This is a genomic window from Jidongwangia harbinensis (genome assembly GCF_020216025.1).
Lineage (GTDB): Bacteria > Actinomycetota > Actinomycetes > Mycobacteriales > Micromonosporaceae > Actinoplanes > Actinoplanes harbinensis.
In genome coordinates this window covers 251,710-274,228 of record NZ_JAIWNC010000011.1, presented here as the reverse complement: position 1 = coordinate 274,228, position 22,519 = coordinate 251,710, and the positions used below count along the sequence as shown (strand labels likewise).

22 protein-coding genes, 1 pseudogene and 1 riboswitch are annotated in these 22,519 nt (G+C 71.7%); of the genes and pseudogenes, 16 read left to right on the top strand and 7 right to left on the bottom strand.

Going from position 1 to position 22,519, the window contains the following annotated elements:
• The coding region (locus tag LDL48_RS17455) for a S1 family peptidase (protein ID WP_225256186.1) at nt 1-1,136 on the bottom strand (1,136 nt) is incomplete at its 3' end.
• 161 nt (nt 1,137-1,297) lie between these two features.
• Between LDL48_RS17455 and LDL48_RS17450 the strand changes: the two genes are divergently transcribed.
• Genes LDL48_RS17450 through LDL48_RS17425 form a run of 6 tightly spaced genes read left to right on the top strand, consistent with a single transcriptional unit; the run spans nt 1,298 to nt 6,287 of the window.
• Nucleotides 1,298-2,761 (top strand): menaquinone biosynthesis decarboxylase, encoded by a 1,464-nt coding sequence (locus LDL48_RS17450; RefSeq protein WP_225256185.1) that lies wholly within the window; start codon nt 1,298-1,300, stop codon nt 2,759-2,761.
• Nucleotides 2,758-3,639, top strand: coding sequence for a menaquinone biosynthesis prenyltransferase MqnP (mqnP, locus tag LDL48_RS17445; protein WP_225256184.1), 882 nt, complete (start codon nt 2,758-2,760; stop codon nt 3,637-3,639). The genes LDL48_RS17450 and mqnP overlap by 4 nt, the downstream gene beginning before the upstream one ends.
• Before the next feature lie 31 nt (nt 3,640-3,670).
• Nucleotides 3,671-4,219 (top strand): SigE family RNA polymerase sigma factor, encoded by a 549-nt coding sequence (locus LDL48_RS17440; protein WP_225256183.1) that lies wholly within the window; start codon nt 3,671-3,673, stop codon nt 4,217-4,219.
• Nucleotides 4,182-5,417: a hypothetical protein gene (locus LDL48_RS17435; RefSeq protein ID WP_225256182.1), complete on the top strand. Its 1,236-nt coding sequence runs from the start codon at nt 4,182-4,184 to the stop codon at nt 5,415-5,417. Before LDL48_RS17440 ends, LDL48_RS17435 begins: the two co-directional genes overlap by 38 nt.
• A complete protein-coding gene (locus LDL48_RS17430; RefSeq protein ID WP_225256181.1) occupies nt 5,418-5,645 on the top strand; it encodes a hypothetical protein in 228 nt (75 codons plus the stop codon). It abuts the gene before it with no gap.
• Between the two features lie 3 nt (nt 5,646-5,648).
• Nucleotides 5,649-6,287 (top strand): UbiX family flavin prenyltransferase, encoded by a 639-nt coding sequence (locus LDL48_RS17425; RefSeq protein WP_225256180.1) that lies wholly within the window; start codon nt 5,649-5,651, stop codon nt 6,285-6,287.
• Here LDL48_RS17425 and LDL48_RS17420 read toward each other — a convergent pair.
• Nucleotides 6,260-6,535, bottom strand: coding sequence for a BldC family transcriptional regulator (locus tag LDL48_RS17420; protein ID WP_225256179.1), 276 nt, complete (start codon nt 6,533-6,535; stop codon nt 6,260-6,262). The genes LDL48_RS17425 and LDL48_RS17420 overlap by 28 nt on opposite strands.
• Before the next feature lie 214 nt (nt 6,536-6,749).
• Here LDL48_RS17420 and LDL48_RS17415 point away from each other — a divergent pair, with 214 nt between their 5' ends.
• A complete protein-coding gene (locus tag LDL48_RS17415) occupies nt 6,750-7,199 on the top strand; it encodes an Lrp/AsnC family transcriptional regulator (protein WP_225256178.1) in 450 nt (149 codons plus the stop codon).
• Between the two features lie 11 nt (nt 7,200-7,210).
• The gene (cds1, locus tag LDL48_RS17410; RefSeq protein ID WP_225256177.1) at nt 7,211-8,299 is read left to right on the top strand and encodes an L-cysteine desulfhydrase Cds1; all 1,089 of its coding nucleotides are present in this window, start codon (nt 7,211-7,213) and stop codon (nt 8,297-8,299) included.
• 4 nt (nt 8,300-8,303) lie between these two features.
• Here the strand turns inward: cds1 and LDL48_RS17405 are convergent, their stop codons facing one another.
• The 4 genes from LDL48_RS17405 to LDL48_RS17390 all read right to left on the bottom strand — a co-directional run bounded on the left by LDL48_RS17405 (nt 8,304) and on the right by LDL48_RS17390 (nt 14,342).
• On the bottom strand, nt 8,304-8,927 hold the full coding sequence (locus tag LDL48_RS17405; RefSeq protein WP_225256176.1) for a putative glycolipid-binding domain-containing protein: 624 nt from the start codon (nt 8,925-8,927) through the stop codon (nt 8,304-8,306).
• A gap of 186 nt (nt 8,928-9,113) precedes the next feature.
• Nucleotides 9,114-10,904: a DEAD/DEAH box helicase gene (locus LDL48_RS17400; protein WP_225256175.1), complete on the bottom strand. Its 1,791-nt coding sequence runs from the start codon at nt 10,902-10,904 to the stop codon at nt 9,114-9,116.
• Nucleotides 10,905-11,147: 243 nt separating this feature from the next.
• Nucleotides 11,148-12,728, bottom strand: a complete 1,581-nt coding sequence (locus tag LDL48_RS17395; protein ID WP_225256174.1) for a hypothetical protein — start codon at nt 12,726-12,728, stop codon at nt 11,148-11,150.
• 123 nt (nt 12,729-12,851) lie between these two features.
• The gene (locus LDL48_RS17390) at nt 12,852-14,342 is read right to left on the bottom strand and encodes a C40 family peptidase (RefSeq protein ID WP_225256173.1); all 1,491 of its coding nucleotides are present in this window, start codon (nt 14,340-14,342) and stop codon (nt 12,852-12,854) included.
• A gap of 365 nt (nt 14,343-14,707) precedes the next feature.
• Here LDL48_RS17390 and mqnE point away from each other — a divergent pair, with 365 nt between their 5' ends.
• The 8 genes and pseudogenes from mqnE (at nt 14,708) to LDL48_RS17350 (ending at nt 21,688) form a co-directional block, all read left to right on the top strand.
• Complete coding sequence (gene mqnE, locus LDL48_RS17385) at nt 14,708-15,877, top strand: aminofutalosine synthase MqnE (protein ID WP_225256172.1); 1,170 nt, start codon at nt 14,708-14,710, stop codon at nt 15,875-15,877.
• 34 nt (nt 15,878-15,911) lie between these two features.
• On the top strand, nt 15,912-16,361 hold the full coding sequence (locus tag LDL48_RS17380) for a hypothetical protein (protein WP_225256171.1): 450 nt from the start codon (nt 15,912-15,914) through the stop codon (nt 16,359-16,361).
• 4 nt (nt 16,362-16,365) lie between these two features.
• Nucleotides 16,366-16,659: a DUF4229 domain-containing protein gene (locus LDL48_RS17375; protein WP_225256170.1), complete on the top strand. Its 294-nt coding sequence runs from the start codon at nt 16,366-16,368 to the stop codon at nt 16,657-16,659.
• 144 nt (nt 16,660-16,803) lie between these two features.
• Nucleotides 16,804-18,096: pseudogene (locus LDL48_RS17370) on the top strand (M14 family metallopeptidase); the annotation flags it as partial.
• A gap of 58 nt (nt 18,097-18,154) precedes the next feature.
• Nucleotides 18,155-18,733 carry a TetR/AcrR family transcriptional regulator gene (locus LDL48_RS17365; protein WP_225256169.1) on the top strand — a complete coding sequence of 193 codons (579 nt, stop codon included), beginning with the start codon at nt 18,155-18,157 and terminating at the stop codon, nt 18,731-18,733.
• Nucleotides 18,734-18,751: 18 nt separating this feature from the next.
• Nucleotides 18,752-18,813: riboswitch (cobalamin riboswitch) on the top strand.
• A 111-nt stretch (nt 18,814-18,924) separates the two neighbouring features.
• Nucleotides 18,925-19,851 carry an ABC transporter substrate-binding protein gene (locus LDL48_RS17360; protein ID WP_225256168.1) on the top strand — a complete coding sequence of 309 codons (927 nt, stop codon included), beginning with the start codon at nt 18,925-18,927 and terminating at the stop codon, nt 19,849-19,851.
• Nucleotides 19,848-20,927, top strand: a complete 1,080-nt coding sequence (locus tag LDL48_RS17355) for a FecCD family ABC transporter permease (RefSeq protein ID WP_225256167.1) — start codon at nt 19,848-19,850, stop codon at nt 20,925-20,927. The genes LDL48_RS17360 and LDL48_RS17355 overlap by 4 nt, the downstream gene beginning before the upstream one ends.
• On the top strand, nt 20,927-21,688 hold the full coding sequence (locus LDL48_RS17350; RefSeq protein ID WP_225256207.1) for an ABC transporter ATP-binding protein: 762 nt from the start codon (nt 20,927-20,929) through the stop codon (nt 21,686-21,688). Before LDL48_RS17355 ends, LDL48_RS17350 begins: the two co-directional genes overlap by 1 nt.
• On the opposite strand, the gene LDL48_RS17345 is transcribed toward LDL48_RS17350, so the two are convergent.
• Nucleotides 21,685-22,443, bottom strand: a complete 759-nt coding sequence (locus tag LDL48_RS17345; RefSeq protein ID WP_225256166.1) for a VOC family protein — start codon at nt 22,441-22,443, stop codon at nt 21,685-21,687. The two genes, LDL48_RS17350 and LDL48_RS17345, sit on opposite strands and share 4 nt — an antisense overlap.
• Nucleotides 22,444-22,519 lie beyond the last annotated feature (76 nt).

Sequence of the window (22,519 nt, the reverse complement as noted above, 5' to 3'; positions counted from 1 at the left end):
GTGTAGAGGATGAGTTGGCTGTTGGTGTCGTTGACGGCGAGCAGGTCGTCGTACTGGTCGCGGTTGACCCGGCCGATGGTGAGGTCGCGGAAGGTGCCCCAGCCGGCCCCGATCTCGGTCTTGGTGGCGAAGGGTGCGCCGGCGGCGTTGCCGGGGTAGAGCCAGAGTTTGCCGGTGGCCTGTTCGATGGCGGCGAGGTCGTCGTACTGGTCACGGTTCATCTTGCCGACGACGAGTTCGCGGTAGCCCGTCCAGCCGGAGCCGACCTGCACCCGGTCACCCCACAGCTCGGGGTTCGCGGTGCCGGGGTAGAGCCAGAGCCGGCCCGCCTCGTCGGGAGCGAGAAGGTCCGGGAAGCTGTCCCCGTTGAACTCGCCGATGACCGGATCGCGCAGGCGGTCCGGCTTGAGGGCGGTGCCGGCGCGGATCCAGCCGACGAGGTCGTCGGTGCGGGCCTCGACCGCACCGGACCGGGTCTCGGTCTCGCCGAGGCAGCCGCTCTGCCAACTCGTGTCGCTGGTGCCGACGAGTTCCGCACGACCCCCCACCACGCGGAAGGCGGGACTGCCCGCGTCGCCCTTACAGAGAGCGGCGCCCTGCACGGCGATCGAGGTGGCGGTGGTCGACTCGACGGTGAACGTGCCGGCGTGGAGGCGGTTCGGCACCCATTCCGAGGCGGTGCGCCCGAATCCGGCGATCCGCAGCGTCTCGCCCGCCTGCGGTGCTTCGCTGCTCAACGAGATCGGGTTGATGTCCTTGACCGGCCCGGACAACTGGGCCAGGGCGATGTTCCGATCCGGGTGCGGGGTCACCGAGACCACGGACAGCCGGTGTCCGGCGGTCCTGGTGAGGTCCGGGCGTCCGAGCAGGACGGTGGTCGGTCTGGCCGGAGCGCCGGCCGCCACCGGCGCCGAGCCGTCCGCGAAGCACGACTTGGCGGTGATGATCCACCGGGTGGCGACCAGGGCGCCGGTGCAGGCTCGTTGATCGGCGAAGCTGACCTTAGCCACGAAGGGGAACTCGCCGTCGGCGACGGTGGCCCCACCGCCCACCGCGTCGGCGCTGCCGCCGACCAGACCGCCGGTCAACACCGCGACCAGCAGCGCACCGCCCCATGCCCGCACTGATATGCGCACGAAAATCCCCCCGAGTATTCAGATGTGCAGCTTCGTCGATACCTGGGGGACCTTCGCACAACGACTCCGGCCGGCACAAGGGGACGCCGGGCGCTGTGATCTGAGCGGCGGAAGTGCCGAGGTACGCCCGACTGTCGTACCGGTGAGGAACACTGGTGACCATGGCCGCGCGTGGATTCCCGTACCCCGATCTGCAGAGTTTTCTGACCGCCCTGGAGGCCGCCGGTGAGCTGCGGCGGGTCGGTGTGCCGGTCGATCCGACGCTGGAGATCAGCGAGGTGGTCACCCGGACCGTGCGGGCCGGTGGCCCGGCCCTGCTCTTCGAGCGGCCCACCCGTGGGGAGATGCCGGTCGCGGTCAACCTGTTCGGCACCGAGAAGCGGATGGCGATGGCGCTCGGCGTCGAGTCGCTGGACGAGGTCGGCGACCGGATCGGCGCGCTGATCAAGCCGGAGCTGCCGGTGGGCTGGTCCGGCATCCGGGAGGGGCTCGGCAAGGTGCTGCAGCTCAAGTCGGTGCCGCCCCGCAAGGTGAAGTCGGCGCCCTGCCAGGAGGTCGTGCTGAAGGGTGACCAGGTGGATCTGGACCGGTTGCCCGGTCTGCAGGTGTGGCCGGGCGACGGCGGCATCTTCCACAACTACGGGCTGACCCACACCAAGCACCCGGAGACCGGCAAGCGCAATCTCGGCCTTTACCGGCTGCAGCAGCACTCCCGCAACACCCTGGGCATGCACTGGCAGATCCACAAGGATTCGACCGCCCATCACGCGGTGGCCGAGCGGCTCGGGCAGCGGCTGCCGGTGGCGGTGGCGATCGGCTGCGACCCGGTGGTGAGCTACGCGGCGAGCGCGCCACTGCCCGGCGACATCGACGAATACCTGTTCGCCGGGTTCCTGCGCGGGGAACGGGTGGAGATGGTCGACTGCCTCACCGTGCCGTTGCAGGTGCCGGCGCAGGCGCAGATCGTGCTGGAGGGCTATCTGGAGCCGGGGGAGCGGGCCCCCGAGGGGCCGTTCGGCGACCACACCGGCTTCTACACCCCGGTCGAGCCGTTCCCGGTGCTGCACATCGAGTGCATGACCATGCGGCGGGAGCCGGTCTACCACTCGATCATCACGTCCAAGCCGCCGCAGGAGGACCACGGCCTCGGCAAGGCCACCGAGCGCATCTTCCTGCCGCTGCTCAAGATGCTGATCCCGGACATCGTCGACTACGACATGCCGGCCGCCGGGGTGTTCCACAACTGCGTCATCGTGTCGATCCAGAAGCGCTACCCGAAACACGCCCAGAAGATCATGAACGCGGTCTGGGGCGCGCACCTGATGTCGCTGTCCAAGCTGATCGTGGTGGTGGACGCCGACTGCGACGTGCACGACTACGCCGAGGTCGCGTTCCGGGCCTTCGGCAACGTCGACTACGACCGCGACCTGCTCATCACCCAGGGCCCGGTGGATCATCTCGATCACGCCTCCTACCAGCAGTTCTGGGGCGGAAAGGCGGGCATCGACGCAACCCGTAAGCTGCCCACCGAGGGCTACACGCGGGGCTGGCCGGAGGAGATGACGATGACGCCCGAGGTGGTCGCGCTGGTGGACAAGCGCTGGAAGGAGTACGGGCTCTCGTGACCGCGGTCGCCCCCGAAACTCCCGGCCGGGTCCGGGCCTTCCTGCGACTGGTCGCCATCGAGCACTCGGTCTTCGCGCTGCCGTTCGCCTACCTGTCCGCGTTCGTGGCCATGTGGCCGGAGCGCCGCTGGACCGACCTGCTGCTGATCACGGTGGCCATGGTCGGCGGGCGGACGTTCGCGATGGCGGCCAACCGGATCCTGGACCGCAAGATCGACGCGCAGAACCCGCGTACCCGCAACCGTGAACTGGTCACCGGGGCGGTCAGCGTGCGCACCGCCTGGACCGGCGCGGTGGTGTCGATCGCCGTCCTGTTCCTCGCCGCGGGCCTGCTCAACCCGCTGTGCCTGCTACTGGCACCGCTCGCGGTGATCCCGCTGATCGTCTATCCGTACGCCAAACGCTTCACCAGCTTCCCGCACTACGTGCTGGCGCTGGCCCAGGCGGTGGCGCCGGTGGGTGCCTGGATCGCGATCACCGGTACGTTCGCCGGCTCCGGCCCGGCCTGGGTGCTGGGCGCCGCCGTGGGGCTGTGGATCGGTGGCTTCGACATCATCTACGCCTGCCAGGACGTCGAGGTGGACCGCCGGATCGGCGTGCACTCCACGCCGGCCCGGTTCGGGGTCCGCACCGCGCTGCGCATCTCGACCGCCACGCACGTCGTCACGTTCGCGCTGTTCGTCTGGTTCGGCGCGCTGGTCGGCCTGAGCTGGCTGTGGTGGGTCGGACTGGCGCTGACCGCGGTCGCGTTCGGCTACCAGCACGTGGTGGTCACGGAGCACGACCTCTCCAAGGTCAACCGGGCGTTCTTCACCGCGAACGGCTTCGTGGGCATCGCCCTCTTCCTGTTCGCCCTCCTCGATCTCATTCTGTTGTAACCCCGGAGGCCGGTCCATCCGTCTAGTCCCCGTGAATGACAGAGAGACGGAGTTCCGCGACTTCGTCGGCGCGCAGATGGAGCCGTTGCGCGGGCTGGCGTACCTGACGTGTGGTGACTGGCAGACGGCCGAGGACGCGGTGCTCACCGTGCTCGCGAAGCTGTACGTCAAGTGGGGCCGCATCGAACGTCCGGACAGCTACGCCCGGACGGCCGTGGTGCGGGCGGCGATCGACGAGACCCGGCGACCGTGGTGGCGACGGGAGCAGTCGACCAGTCACGCGATGCCGGAACCGCCGAGCTTCGACCGTACCCACGCGGTCGACGACCGGCTGCACATTCGCGCCGCGCTGCAGCACCTGCCGGCCCGGCTCCGGGCCGTGGTGGTGCTGCGCTTCCTGGAGGGACTGAGCGTCCAGCAGACCGCGGAGGCCTTGGCCTGCCCGGAGGGCACGGTCAAGAGCTACACCGCACGCGGACTGGACATCCTGCGGAAGGTCCTCGGCACCGACTTCACCGACCAGAACCCTGAGGAGGGGCGTTATGCAGCACGATCTGTACGACCTGCTCCAAGCCGCTAAGTCCGACGCCCCGCCGGCGCGCTACACGGTCGACGACGCGGTGGCGGCCGGCCGGCGGCGCCAGGGCCGGCGCCGGGTGGCGCTCACCGGCGCGGCGTCGTTCGCCGTGGTCGCGGCCGTCGCCGGCGCCGTGGTCCTGCCGCAGGCGCTGGCCGGCCGCACCCCCGGCCGCCCGGACGTGGCCGCCGCCACCGGTGCGACGACGAAGGCCGCGGCGGACGTACCGTTCACCTACCCGGCCGGCGACTTCCAGTTCGGCTTCCGCGGCTACACCGTCGGCAAGTACCGGGTGACCGATCCGGTGCTGGTCGCGCCGAACTTCCAGCAGGCCGACATCCGGGTCGGCAACGAGACCGAGACGATGTACGGCAGCGACTCGGCGGCCGACGAGAAGGCGACCGAGGACAAGAAGAACGGTCGCCCGTTCAAGTCGGGTGAGCGGAAGGCGTCACCCGACGACGTCACCGGGCCGAAGTTCGCGCTGAAGCTGACCGTCTACCGCCCCAAGGCGTTCAGCCCGGAGCGGTTCCGTACGTTCAAGGCCGAGCCGGTGACCGTGGCCGGCCGCCCCGGCTACTTCAGCACCGACATGCCGATCGACCGGGACCCGAGCGGCGGCGAGGGCCTCAAGTGGCCGGCGCTCGCGTGGCAGTACGCCGACGACGCCTGGGCGGTCATCGACAACGTGACGCCCGACCAGCACGGCAAGCGTGACCTGATGTCGATCGCCGCGGGCCTCCGGGGCGCGGACGCGTACCCCGCCTCGATCGTCTTCGAGACCACCTATCTGCCGGAGGGCTACCGGCTGGCCTCCGGCGGTCGCGGCGCGGACTGGCCGAACGGCGGCGGCTGGGCCCAGATCACCGGCACCCGGTACGTGCACGGCGCGGGTTCGGCGGCCGGCACCACCACCATGCCGGTCCTCGACCCGGAGGACAGCACCGAGCGCGACCTGCGGATCAACGTGTACGACCGGAAGTGGGCGACCAACAGCCAGCCGCCCAAGGGCCAGCCGGAGGACGCCGTCTGGTGCAACTCGGGCAACGCCCAGCTCTGCTACCGCCTGCTCCCGGGCGGCAAGTACGTGGCCGAGGTGCAGGGCAGCGGCCAGGAGTCGACCGCCGACCTGCGCAAGGTGATGGCCGGCCTGCGGTTCGCCGACGTCGACGACCCGGCCGCCTGGTTCCCGATGACGTAGGTGGACGGGCCGGTCGCGCCGCCGATGCGGCACAGCGCCGACGACATCGTCGCGGCCGGCCGCCGGTTACGCGACCGGCGGCGGGCGGGATGGCTCACGGCGGCGGTCGCGGCGCTGATCACGGCGACGATCGCGGTGCCCGGGGCACGCCAGCACGAGGGTTCCGTGCCGGTGGCCCCGGGCGTCAGCCGGGCTCCCGCGCCGGTTTCCGGGACAGGGCATGCTTGAGTCATGCGCACTCCCTGGGTGGTCGGCGTCTCGGGTGCTTCCGGCACCCCCTACGCGCGGGCGGTGCTGAACGCGCTGCTGGACGCCGGCGAGTCCGCCGATCTGGTCGTCTCCCGGGCGGCCCGGCTGACCCTGCTGGACGAGACCGGCATGACGGTGCGGGACGCGCACTGGAAGGACGACGTGGCCGCCTGGCTCGGCCGCGACCTGGGCGACCTGGTCTACTGGCCGGCCGGCGACCTGGCCGCCGGGCCGAGCAGCGGCTCGTACCCGGCCCGGGGCATGGTCGTGGTGCCGGCCAGCACGGCGGCCTGCGCCGGCATCGCCATCGGTCTCAGCAAGGATCTGCTGCAGCGGGCGGCCGAGGTGAACCTCAAGGAACGCCGGCGGACCGTGGTGGTGCCGCGGGAGACCCCGGTGACCCGCAGCCACCTGGAGCACCTCATCGCGTTGCACGACGCCGGAGCGGTGGTGCTGCCGGCCAGCCCCGGCTTCTACGGTTCCGGGGCGCAGGCGACCGCGGCGCAACTGGTGGATTTCGTGGCCGGGAAGGTGCTGGACGCGCTCGGCGTACCGCACCAGCTGTTCACCCGGTGGGCCGGTGAACTGAACGCTCAGCGCAGCCCGTTGGGCGGACCGTAGGTCGATCCCGGGTTTGCCGGGCCGCTGTTGCGCGGCCGGTTCGCCGCGTCGTCCTCACGCATCTCCTCGACGACGCCGTCGCCTTCCAGGAGCGCACGCACCTCGGACTCGCGGAACCGGCGGTGTCCACCCGGAGTGCGGATGCTGCCGATGCGTCCGGCGGCCGCCCAGCGCGTGACCGTCTTGGGGTCGACGCGGAACAGCGCGGCCACCTCGCCCGGTGTCAGCAGACGATCTCCAGTGTCCACAACCCCCTCCTCGCGTCATTGGTTTGGAGCGGCCGGTGGTCACGGTGCGTGTCGGCGAGCTCGGTCGGGACGTAAAGCAATTAGAGCATCGCCCCCACTACAAGTCCGTGAAATGCGGAAAAAGCCCCGATTGCGACAGTGATCATTATCCTGGCTTCCCTCAGCCACTACCGGGCGTGAGATGGCTTTACCCACCCGATTAGGGTCTGATGCCATGGACGCCATCGACCGTCGGCTGATCGACCTGCTGCGCCAGAACGCCCGTTCCTCCTACGCGGAACTCGCCCGGCAGGTCGGCCTCTCGGCCCCGGCCGTGCACGAACGCGTCGGAAAACTCGAGGCGGCCGGCACGATTCAGGCCTACCGCGCGGAAATCGATCACGAGGCGATCGGGCTCGGTGTCACCGCACTGATCGGCATCATCGAGGACTCCGGCGCCGACACCGACGACGTGCTCGCCGCCGTGCGGGCCATGCCCGAGGTGGAGTCCTGCTACTTCATGGCGGGCGTCGAGTCGTACCAGCTGACCGTGCGGGTCGGGACCATCGCCGAGCTGGAGCAGCTCATCGTGCGGATCAACCGCACACCGGGGGTGGCCTCCACCCGGACCGCCATCGCGCTCTCCACCAAGTGGGAGAACCGGCCCCAGCCCAGCGTCGGCTAGCGTCTCACGTCATGGAACAGCTGGACCGCTGCGACGACGCGGCACGCGACTGGGCCCGTACCGCCATCGCCCTGGTCGAGGCGGACGCGAACCGTTCCGCCGACACCCACCTCCTGCCCTTTCCGCTCCCTGCCGCCTGGGGCATCGACCTCTACCTGAAGGACGAGTCGTCGCACCCCACCGGCTCGCTCAAGCACCGCCTGGCGCGCTCGCTCTTCCTGTACGCCCTCTGCAACGGCTGGGTCGGCCCGCACACCACCGTGGTGGAGGCGTCGTCCGGCTCCACCGCGGTCAGCGAGGCCTACTTCGCCCGGATGCTCGGACTGCCGTTCATCGCGGTCATGCCGGCCACCACGTCGCCGGAGAAGATCTCGCTGATCGAGTTCCAGGGCGGCAAGTGTCACCTGGTCGACGATCCGACCAGCACGGTCACCACCGCCCGCGGGCTCGCCGCGGACCTGGGCGGGCACTTCATGGACCAGTTCACCCACGCCGAACGGGCCACCGACTGGCGGGGCAACAACAACATCGCCGAGTCGATCTTCGCCCAGCTCGCGCTGGAACGGCACCCGGTGCCCGCCTGGGTCGTGGTCGGCGCCGGCACCGGCGGCACCAGCGCCACCATCGGCCGGTACGCCCGCTACCGGCAGTTCCCCACCAAACTGTGCGTGGTCGACCCGGAGGGATCGGCGTTCTGGCCCGCGTACGTCTCCGGCGACTGGACCCACTGCACCGGCGGTGGCTCCCGCATCGAGGGCATCGGCCGCCCCCGCGTCGAGGCCTCATTCCAGCCCGCGGTGGTGGACCGGATGATGTCGGTGCCGGACGCGGCGTCGCTGGCCGCGATGCGGGCCGGATCGGCGGTCCTCGGCCGGCGGGTCGGCGGCTCCACCGGCACCAACCTGTGGGGCGCGTTCAAGCTGATCGCGGGCATGCGCGCGGCCGGGGTGAAAGGTTCGGTGGCGACCCTGATCTGTGACGGCGGAGAACGGTACGCCGACACCTACTACTCCGACGACTGGGTGGCCGCGCAGGGCCTCGACCTGGCACCGCACCGGGCGACCGTCGACCGGTTCCTGCTCGACGGCGTCTGGCCCTGAGCGGTCAGCGGATCAGCCTCGCCAGATCCGGGTAGTCCGCCACGAAGCCGTCGTCGTCGACGATCAGGTCGGCACTGAACGTCTCGTTCGCGAACCGGATCACCCCGGCGTCCAGCGGCGTGTAGATCTGGTCCGCCTGCACCACCTCGAGCGACGGCAGGAGCACCCAGGCCACGCTGATCCGGTGCGCCACCCCGGAGTCCGCCTTCAGCAGGTCCAGCCGGCGGATCGGCAGCGTATTGGTCATCGGCGAGCCGGTCAGATCCACGTCGAACGCGCCGTACAGCAGATCCGGATCCTCGGTGCCGGGCAGGCCCGCCCCGGCATGGCCGGCCGCGGACAGCACCGCATCGAGATCGCCCTGCTCGGAGGTGGTCGCGCGCCAGCGGCCCGCGGCCAGTTCCAACCGGAGGGTACGGGCCCAGCCGGCCCCCTCCACGCTCACGTCGAAGCGGTTGGTCACCCAGCCGGGGTCGGTCTGCAGCTCATACCGGCAGGTGTACGGAATCGGGTCCACGGCCAGCGCGATGCCCCGGGCGTAGAGGCCGGTGCGGGTGTCCACCAGGGCATGCTCGGTGCCGTCGGTGTCCCGGCGGGCCCAGAACCGGGAGGCGGGCAGTGTCGGCATGATGGCACGCTACCGCTTCCCGGCGCCGTCGCGCTCGCCTCCGCACCCGCCCGGCCGCCGTGTTGGCCGTCCCGCCCGGCCGCTGTGTGCCCCCGCCCGGCCGCGGTGTTGCCCGCCCGGCCGCGGTGTTGGCCGGCACGGCGGAGCCCCGGCACGCGATGCGTACCGGGGCTCCGTGATGGTGCGTCAGTAGGTGCGGGCCGGACGCGGCGCGCTGTACCGCCGCTCGCCCGCCGCCGGCTCGCGCCGGTCGTTGCGCGGGGCGTCGCGCCGGAAACCGCCGACACGTTCGCCGTTGCGGGCCGGGCGCTCGCCGAAGCTGCGCTCGGTACGCGGGCGGTCGCCGTACGGACGGTCGCCGGTCGGCCGCTCACCGTAGGTGCGCTCGCCGGTCGGCCGCTCACCGTACGTGCGCTCGCCGGTCGGACGACTGCCGTAGCCGCGGTCACCGGCCGGACGGCTCGGTGCCCGGTCGCCGTACGACCGGTCGCCGGTCGGGCGGTCGCTGTAGCCGCGGTCGCCGGTCGGGCGGTCGCCGTACGCCCGGTTGCGGTCGCCGTAGCTGCGGTCGCCGCGCGGCCGGTCCCGGTCGCCGTAGCCGCTGCGCGGCCGGTCGCCGTACCCGGTGCGGGGACGGTCACCGAAGCGCTTCGGCCGGTCGCCCCGCTCGCGGCGGGCCTCCGGCTCCGGGGGAACCGGGACGCCGCTGGGCTCGCGGGCGCCGGTGACCTCGGCCAGCTTCTCGTCGCCCAGGCGGACCCGGACCTCGGAGGGCGTCACGCCCGCCTTGGTCATCATCGCCGTGGTGGTGCGGCGCTGCTTGGGCAGGACCAGCGTGACGACCCCGCCGGACTCACCGGCGCGTGCCGTGCGGCCCGCCCGGTGCAGGTAGTCCTTCGGGTCCTTCGGCGGGTCCACGTGCACCACGAGCGAGATGCCGTCGACGTGGATGCCGCGGGCGGCGACGTCTGTGGCGACCAGGACGTTGGAACGCCCCTCCTTGAACTCGGCGAGCGTGCGGGTGCGGACCCGCTGGGTCTTGCCGCCGTGCAGCGCACCGGCCCGGACACCGACCGCGGCCAGCTGGTCGACCAGGCGGTCGACACCCATCTGGGTGCGGGCGAAGACGATCGTCTTGCCCGACCGGTTGGCGATCGCCGCGGTGATCGGGAACTTCTCGTGCGGCGGGATCAGCAGCAGGTGGTGGTCCATGGTGGACACGCTCGCCTCGGCCGGGGCCGTGGAGTGCGTGACCGGGTCGGTCATGAACCGCTTGACCAGCGTGTCGACGTCGCCGTCCAGGGTGGCCGAGAACAGCAGCCGCTGGGTGCCCTCCGGCGTCTTGGCCAGCAGCTCGGTGACCTCGGGCAGGAAGCCCATGTCGGCCATCTGGTCGGCCTCGTCCAGCACGGTGATCTCGACCTGGTCGAGCTTGCAGGCGCCACGCTCGATGAGGTCGCCGAGGCGGCCCGGGGTGGCGACGATGACCTCGACGCCGCGCCGCAGCGCGTCCATCTGACGGTCGTACGGCACGCCGCCGACCGCGGTCTTGAGGAAGACGCCGACCGAACGGCCGAGCGGCATCAGCGCGTCCGCCACCTGCATGGCCAGCTCGCGCGTCGGCACCAGGATCAGTGCCTTGGGGTAGTGCGGCTGCGCGCGGCCACTCTTGGCGACACGCGCCAGCAGCGGAAGCCCGAACGCCAGCGTCTTGCCGGAGCCGGTCTGGCCACGGCCGAGCACGTCCCGGCCGGCCAGCGCGTCCGGCACGGTCGCAGCCTGGATCTCGAACGGGGCGGTGATGCCCTCGCGGGTCAGGACGCGCACCAGCTCGGCGGGGATACCGAGATCGGCGAAGCTGACCGGGGCGGGGGTGTCGATCGTGGGGGTGGCGGCCTCGTCCACAGGCTGTGCCACCTCGGGGGAAGGGGTTTCGAGGGCGGACGGGAGCGTGCTGGGATCAGCGAAAGTCGTCAAGAGAACCTCTCTACGGGGGCGCATGCTCGCGAATGGCCCGCCGCGGCTTGAAGCCGACCGCTGAATTGCCCGCAAGAACGCCCGTGGCGCACCCCGTGGTGCGCCGCATCAATAATTACCATCAGTGTACGGGTCAACGTTTCCGTCAACGCCCGCATTCCGCCCCGGTAGTGGGCATACTCACGCCCGGGCGCAACCTCGCCAGCTTAGGGTCTGGCCGTCCGGCCGACAAATCGGATCCGGTCACTCCTTGCCGAGGACGCCGTTGAGCATGTCGGTGAACGCCTCACCCGCGGTGAAGAGGAAGAGCACGCTGATCCCCACCAGGACCAGCAGCACCACCAGCATCGCGATGCCGACCTTCATGTTGCTGCGCCGGCCGGTGTCCGCGCCGAAGTCCCAACCCTGGGCCAGGATGTGACCGGTCAGCGAGCCGGAATTCTCCACCGCCGGGTTCATGCTCACCGGCATGGTCATGTCGATCGGTGACTGATTCCCGACACCGCCGTACACCGTGCCCTCGCCGCGCTGCTGCGGCACGCCACCACCACCACCACCACCGCCGTACGTGCCGGGCGCGGGCGGCGTGCTGACCTGGGCGGCCGGCGCCGGCCGGAAGCCGCCCGGGGAGTGCGGGCCGCTGGGTGCGTTCCAGGCCGGGCCGCTCGGGGCGGGCGCGGCGCCGGGGTGGTCCCAGACCGGGCCGCCGGGGGTGCCATACGCCTGGTCGCCGTCGGACTGCTCCGCCGCCGGCCGGCCCCAGGAGGATTTGCCGGAGCGGTACGGGTGGTCCGAGTCGTCCGGCGCGGCCGGCTTCTCCGACGCCGCGCCGCTGGTCGGAATCGTGTAGCTGGGCAGCCCGGAGGCGGACGGCATGGTCGGCGGCGGCGGGAAGATCGGCACCGGCGGCCCCGGCACCGGCGACGGTTCGGGGCCCGGCGGGACCGGGTTCGGCGACGGCGGTCCGGGCACGGGGGACGGGCCCGGACCGGGCGGCACCGGACTGGGCGACGGTCCCGGGCCGGGAACCGGGGACGGCCCCGGGCCCGGTGGCACCGGCGACGGCGAGGGGCCGGGCGAGGGGTACGGACCCGGCTGCGGGCCCGGGCCCGGCGCCGGGAAGGGGCTCGGCGACGGCCCGATCGGGTCCGGCGGGTCGAACGGCTTGTACGGCTCGGGCTTGTCCGGATCGCCGGGCCTGCCGGGCGTGGGCATGGGCGCGGGCGGACGGCCCGGTTCGGGCTCTCCCGGCTCCGGGCGCCCCGGCTCCGGGTGCCCCGGCTCGGGGCGTTCCGGGTCGGGTCGGCCCGGTCCGGGCTGGTCGGGGTCGGGCCGGTTCGGGTGAGGTTCGTCCGGTTGGGGCTGATCGGGATCGGGATGCCCGGACTCGGCGGAGGCCGGCTTGCGGATTCCGTAGACCGTGGACTGACCGACCGGGCGGCTGCCGGAACCGACGTCCGCCGGATCCGGGCGCACCGCGCCGGGCACGGTGGCACGGGCCGCGTTCGGGCTGGGCATGGCGGAGATCGGCCGGCTGCTGCTGCCCACGTCGAACGGCCGACCCGAGCCGGACGAGCCGGACGAGCCCGATCGGGCCGGGGACAGGGGCGCTCCGGGCACCGAGGCGCGCCCACTGGAACCGGGACTGACCGGCGCGGCACTCGAGAACGGGCCGGTCCCGGCGGCCGGTGCGTCCGGTGTCGAGGCCCACAGGGCGCCCTTGGCGGGCGGCGGGGGAGGCTCGTATCCCTGGTCGTCGTGCGGCGTCCGCCCAGCGTGCGGCTTGTTGCCGTCGCCGTCCGGTGGAGCCTGCTGCTCGTCCATGGGTCCTCCCGATCCCCGCGTGCCGACACCGGTGGAGACGTCGGGCGCTGCCTTTACCGTGCCATATCGGCGCGCGTATGCGCACGCGGCGTCGGCCGGTGCTGGCGCGGATCGGGCCGGGGACTACTCGCCGTCGTCGTCCGCTGACGAGGAACTGGACGCCGAGGCGGAACTCGATGCCGACGAGGAGGAGCCGGCCGAGGAGGACGCCGCCCCGTCGCCTTCCGGCGACTCGTCCTCGTCCGAGGAGGCCGGCGGGTTGCTGGGCTGCTCGGGAGGGTCCGTTTCCTCCGCGGGCGGCTCCGTCGTCGGGGGCGTGGTGGTCGGATCGGTCTTCGGCGGCGTGGTGGTGGGGTCCGTCTTCGGCGGGGTGGTGGTGGGGTCCGTCTTCGGCGGCGTGGTGGTGGGATCGGTCTTCGGCGGCGTGGTGGTGGGGTTGGTCTTGGGCGGGGTGGTGGTGGGGTTGGTCTTGGGCGGCGTGGTGGTCGGGTTGGGCTGCGTCGGGTTGCCCGAGTTGCCCGGGTTGTTCAGGTTGGGAACCGAGGTCGGTCCGTCGACCGAGCCGTAGATCCGGGTGGCCGCGAACAGCCGGGACCACCGCACCGGCACCAACCGGACATTGAGCCCGCTGCGCGGCGCCTCGACCATCTTGCCCTCGCCCGCGTACATGGCGACGTGGTGGATGCCCGTCCAGCTGTTCGAGGAGCTGAAGAAAAGCAGGTCGCCGGGGACGAGCGAGTACCGGTCCACCGTCTTGTCGTTGGTCTGGTCGTACTGGTCGCGGGACACCCGCCGCAACGGGAAGTTGCCGGCCGCGTTGCTGCGGTACGCCGCGTACATCAGGCCGGAGCAGTCGTACTGGTCCGGGCCCTCCTCGGACCAGACGTACGGATCGCCGATCTGGGCCAGGGCGAACTCGACCGCCTTCACCGCCCGCGGGTCCGCGCCGCGTCCCTGGGCGGCGCCGTCCAGGTAGTTCGCGCCCAGCCGGCGGTCGGCGGCACTCTCCGCCGCCTCGGCCGCGGACAGCTCGGTGCGGTGCTTCTGCTCCAGCTTCTGCAGCGCGGTCTGCTTCTTCGCGATGGACGCGTTCAGCTTGGTGTACTGCTGGGAGAGGTCGGTGGCGCGGGCGGTGGCCGCCGACTTCTCGGTGAGCGCTGCGGCCTGTGCGGCCCGGGCGATGGCGAGCTGGCGGGCCGCGGCCTGCTCGGTCGCCGACTCGCCGCGCTGCATGCGGGCAAGCGCGTCCAGGTCGGCGAGACCGGAGCCGACCGAGCCGGGCGGCAGGGCGGCCTGGTCGCGGAACGCGTTGGCCGCCGCGATGGCCGCTTCGCGCTCGGCCTGCAGCAGCGCGGCCTGGGCGTCGGTCACCTTCCGCTCGGCGATGGTGACCTGCTGCAGGGCCAGGTCGCGATCCTCGCCGAGCTTGATCAGCTGGTCGCCGAGGGTGGCGATCTCGGTGCGCCGCCGCTCGATCTGGGTGAGCAGCGGAGAGCTCGGCAGACCGGTCGGCGTCACCACCGGCGTGGTGGGGGTGGTGGTCGGCGTGGGCCGCTGTCCGGGCATGGTCAGCGGACCGAGCGGCTGGGGGCGCGAGCCGGCATCGGGCACCACCGGGGCCACCGGTGGCCCCGGGACCTGCGGGGCGGCGGATGCCGGGAGTGGCTGGAACAGCATGGCGATGGCCGCAGCGGTGGCAGCGGAGTACGCCAGCGGTGTGCACCGCCGGAGTGGCCGCTGTCCGAACTGCCGGTCCGTCCCCATACACTCCCCGTCCGCCGCGCCGGTGTCCGCCGTCGCGTAGTCGTCCCTACCTAAGGTATTACCCCACCCGGAGCATCGCTGTCGATTGATCCGGCATGAAAGGAAGCTGTGAATCGCCGATCGGTCAGGTGACCTTCGCCGCCCCGGCGCGTCCGACCGGACGTTCTGTCGGGGGCGGGACGTACTCTCGACGACGAGTGGAGAGAGGGGCGCACATGGATGCCGGACTGAAGCGTGAGCTGGAGGCCAAGGTCTACGCCGGCGAGCGGCTGACGCGCGAGGACGGCATCGCTCTGTACGCCTCGGACGACCTGGCCTGGCTCGGCCGGTTGGCCCACCACAAGCGTACCGAGATGAACGGCGACCGGGTGATGTTCAACGTCAACCGGCACCTCAACCTCACCAACGTGTGTTCGGCCAGCTGTGCGTACTGCTCCTTCCAGCGTAAGCCGGGGGAGAAGGACGCGTACACGATGCGCATCGACGAGGCCGTCCGCAAGGCCAAGGAGATGGAGGACGAGCAGCTCACCGAGCTGCACATCGTCAACGGCCTGCACCCCACGCTGCCCTGGCGCTACTACCCCAAGGTGCTGCGCGAACTCAAGGCGGCGCTCCCGAAGGTCAAGCTCAAGTGCTTCACCGCCACCGAGGTGCAGTGGTTCGAGAAGATCAGCGGCCTGCCGGCCAGCGACATCCTGGACGAGCTGATGGACGCCGGGCTGGAGTCGCTCACCGGCGGCGGGGCGGAGATCTTCGACTGGGAGGTCCGCCAGCACATCGTCGACCACAACTGCCACTGGGAGGACTGGTCGCGGATCCACCGGCTGGCGCACTCCAAGGGCATGAAGACCCCGGCCACCATGCTGTACGGCCACATCGAGGAGCCGCGGCACCGGGTCGATCACGTCATGCGCCTGCGTGAGCTGCAGGACGAGACCGGTGGCTTCGCCGTGTTCATCCCGCTGCGTTACCAGCACGACTTCGTCGACTCGGCGGACGGCAAGGTCCGCAACCGGATCCAGGCGCGCACCACGATGGCGGCTCCGGCCGAGTCGCTGAAGACGTTCGCGGTGTCCCGGTTGATGTTCGACAACGTGCCGCACGTCAAGTGCTTCTGGGTGATGCACGGGCTGTCGGTCGCCCAGCTCTCGCTCAACTTCGGGGTGGACGACCTGGACGGCTCCGTTGTGGAATACAAGATCACCCACGACGCCGACTCGTACGGCACACCCACCACGATGCACCGCGAGGACCTGCTCAATCTGATCTGGGACGCCGGTTTCCAGCCGGTCGAGCGCAACACCCGCTACGAGGTCGTCCGGGAGTACGACAAGCCGGTGTCGCTGTCCGACCGGCGCAGCGTGCCGCAGCAGGTCTGGGCGTAACCGGACCGGACCGACCGCGTACCCTCGAACTGTCATGACCGACACCCGGAGTGCCCGCCGCCCGCGCCGTGACGCGGACGGACGCCTGGCGACCATCGCCGACCTGGTCGGCGTCGCGCTCGCCGGCCTGGTGACCGGATTCGCCGTGCTCCTCGTCTTCGAGGGGGCGATGTCGCTGGCCCGGTTGTCCGAGTTCGGCGACTCCAGCGGCTGGCTCGCGCTGATCCTTCCGGTGTGGCTGTTCACCGAGGAGTTCCGGGCGGCCGGCTTCGGCGCCTACCGGATCGTGGTGGCGTTTCTCGGCGCCGGGTTCGGGGTGGCGACCGGGATGACGCTGGCCGGGCTGGCGTCCGGCATCTTTCCGTCGTTGATCAGCGGCGCGATCGGAGCACTCGCTCTGACCGTGGTGTATTGCCTGGTCTGGTTCTACGGCCTGCGCTGGCTGGGCCACCGCGCCGGGACCGGCCGCAGGGGAACGGAGTGACCTGGTGAGCCCCGCCGTCAAGTACACGCTCGGCCGGATCGGCCTGTTCGTGGTCGTCTTCGCCGCACTGCTGCCGGTGCCGCTCAACCTCTTCGTCAAGGCGATGATCGCGGTGATCGCGTCGGCGGCGTTCTCGTTCTTCCTGCTGGCCAAGTGGCGCCTGGAGATGGCCGAGCAGCTCAGTTCCGCCGCGCAGCGCCGGGCCGCGGAGAAGAAGCGGCTGCGGGCGGCGCTGGCCGGCGACGAGGACGCCGCGGCCGAGGGTGACCGTGCCGTGGACACCAAGGACGGCGCCTGACCCGCCCGGTCGGCGGCGGTACGACCATCACGCGGACGTAGGGGGAACATTGGCATGCCCGGCGTGAGCCGTGATGCATTGCCAAGTGTCGATCGCGGGTGATGCAGTGACGGGGCCCGAACCCCTCATTCCCGGAGGTCGTTCATGAGACGACGCGCCACCGTGTTGGTCGCCGCCGCCCTCGTCGGGTTGGCGATGACCGCTGCTTCCTCCGCCGTCGCGGGGCCCGCCACCGCGGAGCCGCGCGCCGACGTCGCCGCCCCGTACGAGGTCTTCGACGTCCGTACGCCCGCCCAGCGCAACCTCATCGCCGGCACCGGCGCCGCCATCGACAGCGTGGAGCACGGCGTGGTGGCGATCACCGCGACCGGGAGCGAGATCAAGGCGCTGCGGGCGATGGGCTTCACCGTCAAGGCGACGCCGGCCGCCACCGCACCGGGCGGCCTGTCCACCTTCGACTTCCCGTCGCGGGACGCCGCCTTCCACAACTACAGCGAGATGATCGCCGAGGTGAACCGCGTCGTCGCGGCGTACCCGTCGATCGCCTCCCGGCGGGTCCTGGGGCGGACCTACGAGGGCCGGGACATCGTCGCCGTCAAGATCTCCGACAACGTCGGCACCGACGAGGCGGAGCCCGAGGTGCTGTACGACGCCAACCACCACGCCCGCGAGCACCTCACCGTGGAGATGGCGCTGTACCTGCTGAACATGTACACGTCGAGCTATGCCGGCGACACCCGGGTGCGGAACGTGGTGAACAGCCGGGAGATCTGGATCATCCCGTCGGTCAACCCGGACGGCGCCGAGTACGACGTGGCGACCGGCGAATACCGTTCGTGGCGCAAGAACCGGCAGCCGAACCGGAACTCCAGCTATGTCGGCACCGACCTGAACCGCAACTACGGCTACCGCTGGGGCTGCTGCGGCGGCTCGTCGGGCAGCCCGTCGTCGGACACCTACCGGGGTACCGCGGCGTTCTCCGCCCCGGAGACCCAGGTGATCCGGTCGTTCGTGGAGAGCCGGGTGGTCGGCGGCGTGCAGCAGATCAAGGCCGCGATCGACTTCCACTCGTACTCGGAACTGGTGTTGTGGCCGTTCGGGCACACCACCGCGAACACCACCACCGGGATGAGCGCGGACCAGTACAACACGTTCGCCACGCTGGGCCGGCAGATGGCCGCGACGAACAACTACACGCCGGAGCAGTCGAGTGACCTCTACATCACCGACGGCGACTCGCTGGACTGGCTGTGGGGCACCCAGCGGATCTGGGCGTTCACGTTCGAGCTGTACCCGCGGTCGTCCTCGGGCGGCGGGTTCTATCCGCCGGCGAGCGTGATCACGCGGGAGACCAGCCGGAACCGGGAGGCGGCGCTGATCCTGGCCGAGGCGGCGGACTGTCCCTACCGGGTGATCGGCAAGGAGTCCACGTACTGCTGAGTTTGGTGATTTCGGGCTACCTGTCATAGCTTTTGGGCTATGACAGGTAGTTCGCATGCCTAGGGCCGGCCTGACCACCGGCGCGGTCGTCGACGTGGCGCTCGCCCTGGTGGACGAGAAGGGCCCCGACGCGCTCAGTCTGGCCGCGGTGGCGGACCGGGCCGGCGTCGCCGCACCGTCGCTCTACAAGCACGTCGGCAGCCTCGCCGACCTGCGCGACCTGATCGCGCTGAAGGCCCTCCGGCAGGCCACCGCCCGGTTCGCGGCCGCGGTCATGGGCCGCGGCGGGGACCAGGCGGTGGAGGCGCTGATGCGGACCTACCGGGAGTACGTCCGGGAGTTCCCGTCCCGGTACCGGCTGATCCCGCTGGATCCGCTGCACAGCCCGGACCTGGCCGAGGCCGGCCGGGAACTGCTCGCCGTGTTCGTGGCGGTGATGCACGAGTACGGGCTGGACGACGCGGCCGCCACCCACGCCATCCGGCGGATGCGGGCTGCCGCGCACGGCTTCGCCGACCTGGAGGCGCGCGGCGGGTTCGGCATGCCGGAGGACATCGAGACCTCGTACGACCAGGTCATCGACATGGTGCTGCGCAGCCTGCGGGAACCCCCGGCAGGTGGGATAGCGTCATAGGGACCGCGTCGCAGCGAAGCCGGTGCGAATCCGGCGCTGTCCCGCAACTGTGATGCCTGCCGAGGCGCAGGCCAGCCAGGTCGCCTGGACGCCGGTCGCGAACCAGCGCTCTCGGGGAGGGGCGCCTCGCGGACGGGACGTCACACCGCCCTGTCGGCGAAGCACCGTATGCCCGGCCGACAGGAGGACCCATGAAACGCATCTGGACCGCCGCGATCACCGCCGCGGCGTTACTGCTCGGCGGGTGTGCCGGCGGCGCCGACGAGGGCACCGGCACCGCGCAGCCGAGCGCCGGCGGACCCTCGTACCCGGTCACGGTCGGCTCCCTGACCCTGGAGAAACGGCCGGAACGGATCGTCTCGCTCTCGCCCACCGCCACCGAGATGCTCTTCGCTCTCGACGCCGGACCGCAGGTCACCGCGGTCGACGACCAGTCGACCTATCCGGCCGAGGCGCCGCGCACCGACCTGTCGTCGTTCAAGCCGAACGCCGAGGCGGTCGCCGCGAAGAACCCCGACCTGGTGGTCGTCTCCGACGACCTGGACAAGATCGTCGCCCAGCTCACCGCGCTGAAGATCCCGGTGTTCCACGCGCCCGCGGCGAAGTCGCTGGACGACACGTACACCCAGATCGGCCAGCTCGGCGCGCTCACCGGGCACCCGGGCGAGGCGACCGCGCTGACCGGGCGGATGCGCGCCGACATCACCGCGATCGTGCAGGGCGTGCCGAAGCGGGCGAAGCCGCTCACCTACTACTACGAACTCGATCCGACGCTGTACTCGGTGACGTCGAAGACGTTCATCGGCTCGCTGCTCAGCCCGCTCGGCCTGACCAGCGTGGCGGACGCCGCCGACCCGGACGGCGCCAAGGGCGGCTACCCGCAGCTGTCCCAGGAGGCGCTGGTCGGCGCGGACCCGGCGCTGATCTTCCTGGCCGACACGAAGTGCTGCAAGCAGTCCGCCGCCACGGTGCAGGCGCGTAAGGGCTGGTCCGGGATCAGTGCCGTGCGCACCGGACGGATCGTGGCGATCGACGACGACATCGCCTCGCGGTGGGGTCCCCGGGTCGTCGACCTGGTCCGGACCGCGGCCGACGCGGTGGCCGACGTCCCGGCGTGACGCCGGTGGGCCGGACCGGCACCGTGCGCCCGCGGCCGGCCGGGCTGCGGCCCTGGTGGCTGGTCGCGGGCGTGCTGGCGGTGGCGGTCGCCCTGGTGGCCGGGATCGCGTTCGGGCCGGTCAGCCTGCCGCCGGGCAGCGTCGCGGTGGAGCTGCTCAACCTCATCCCCGGGGTACGGATGGACAGCGGCCTCACCGAGCGTGAGATCGCCATCGTCACCGAGCTGCGGCTGCCGCGGGTGGTGCTCGGGTTGCTGGTCGGGGCGATGCTGGCGCTGGCCGGGGCCGCGTACCAGGGCGTGTTCCGCAACCCGCTAGCCGACCCGCACCTGCTCGGGGTGGCCGCCGGTGCCGGGCTGGGCGTCACCGCGGTGATCGCCGGGCGGGCCAGCACCAGCGACGTCACCGCGAACCTGCCGATCGGCGTGCCGCTGGCCGCGTTCGCCGGTGCCCTGATCGCGGTGGCGCTGACCTGGGTGCTCGGTTCCGCCGGGGGCCGGGCCCGGACCCCGGCCACGCTGATCCTGGCCGGGGTGGCCGTGTCCGCCTTCCTGTCCGCGGCGCAGACCTTCCTGCTGCAGCGGCACGTCGACGCGATGCGCGAGGTCTACTCCTGGCTGCTCGGCCGGCTGGGCACCGCGGGCTGGCACGACGTGCTGATGGTGCTGCCGTACGCGGCCGTCACCGGCGCCATCGTGTTGTCCCGCCGCCGCGAACTCGACGTGCTCACCGTCGGCGACGAGGAGGCCGCCAGCCTGGGCCTGCACCCGCAGCGCAGCCGGTACCTGCTGATCGTGGCGGCCTCGCTGGCCACTGCGGCGGCCGTGTCGGTGTCCGGCTTGATCGGCTTCGTCGGCATCATCGTCCCGCACACTCTGCGGCTGCTGGCCGGGCCCAGTTACCGGTCCATCCTGCCGCTGTCGGTGCTGTTCGGTGCCGCGTTCCTGGCGCTCACCGACCTGCTCGCGCGGACCGTCGCCGGCCAGGCGGAGATACCCATCGGCGTGGTCACCGCGTTCCTCGGCGCGCCGTTCTTCGTGCTGGTGCTGCGCAGCACCAAGGCGGTGGCGCCGTGATCGTGGTACGGGACCTGAGCGTCCGGCTGGACGGCCACCTGATCGTGGACCGGGTCGACCTCGACGTCGCCGAGGGCGAATGGGTCACGATCATCGGCCCGAACGGCGCCGGGAAGAGTACGGCGTTGCGCGCGGTCGGCGGCGTGCTGCCGTTCCACGGATCGGTCCGGCTCGGCGGCGACCCGGTCGAGCGGCTGCCCCGGCGGGAACGCGCCAAGATCGTCGCCACCGTGATGCAGTCGCCGGTGGTGCCGCCCGGCATGCACGTCCTGGACTACGTGCTGCTCGGCCGTACCCCGTTCATTCCGCCGCTGGGCCGGGAGTCGGCGTCCGACCTGGCCGCGGTGGACGAGGTGCTGGCCGCGCTGGACCTGGCCGACATGAGCGGACGGCGGCTCGACACGCTGTCCGGCGGGGAACGGCAGCGGGTGTTCCTGGCCCGGGCGCTCGCCCAGGGCCCGCGGATCCTGCTGCTCGACGAACCGACCAGCGCCCTGGACATCGGGCACCAGCAGGAGGTGCTGGACCTGGTCGACCGGCTGCGCACCGAACGCGGCCTCACCGTGCTCGCCACCATGCACGACCTGACCATCGCCGGCGAGTACGCCGAACGCATGGTGCTGCTGGCCGGCGGCCGGGTGGTGGCCGCCGGTACGCCCGCCGAGGTGCTGACCGAGGAACTGCTGGCCGCGCACTACCGGGTCCGGGTGCGGGTCATCGACGGCGACCACGGCCCGCTGGTCGTGCCGGTCCGCCGCTAGCGGCTCTGCAGGATCGAGAACGTGCCGCCCTGCGGGTCGGAGAGCACCGCGTACCGGCCCATCGGGAAGGTGGTCGGCGGGTGCACGATCCGCCCGCCGAGCGCCCGGGCCAGGTCGGCCGACTCGTCGCAGCTGCGGACCGCGAAGTAGATCATCCAGTGCGGCGGGAGGTCGTCCGGCCAGGCCGCGCCGACCATCGGCTGCATCCCGGCGACGGTCCGGCCGTCCTGCTCCCACACCACGTACGGCACGTCGGACATCGCGTTCGGCCGGGCCGTCCAGCCGAAGACCGCACCGTAGAACGCGATCGAGCCGTCCACGTCCCGGGTGGTCAGCTCGTTCCAGGTGAGCGCGCCCGGTACGTCGAACACCTCGCCGCCGGCCATGGTGCCGGCCTCCCACACGCTGAACGGCGCACCGGCCTGGTCCAGGCACGCGGCCATCCGGCCCTGCTCCATCACGTCGAACGGCGGCACCAGCACCTTGCCGCCGGCCGCCTCCACCCGGTCCGCCACGCCGTCCGCGTCGTCGGTCGCGATGTAGGTGCTCCACGCGGTCGGCTGGCCCTCGCCGAGCAGTGGTCCGGCGCCCGCCACCAGGCGCCCGTCCAGCGCGAAGAAGGTGTAGCCGCCGTAGTCGTCACCGGAGACGTGCGCGGTCCAGCCGAACAGTTCGGTGTAGAAACCGGTGGCGTCGTCCAGGTCGGCGGTTGCCAGATCGACCCAGTTCGGTACGCCGGGCGTCGGTGCGGTCATCCGGCGTCTCCTCCGGCATGCCCTCCCGGCCCCGGCTTCGGGGCGGTGCAGTCGGTCATGTCGGCATGGTCCCACC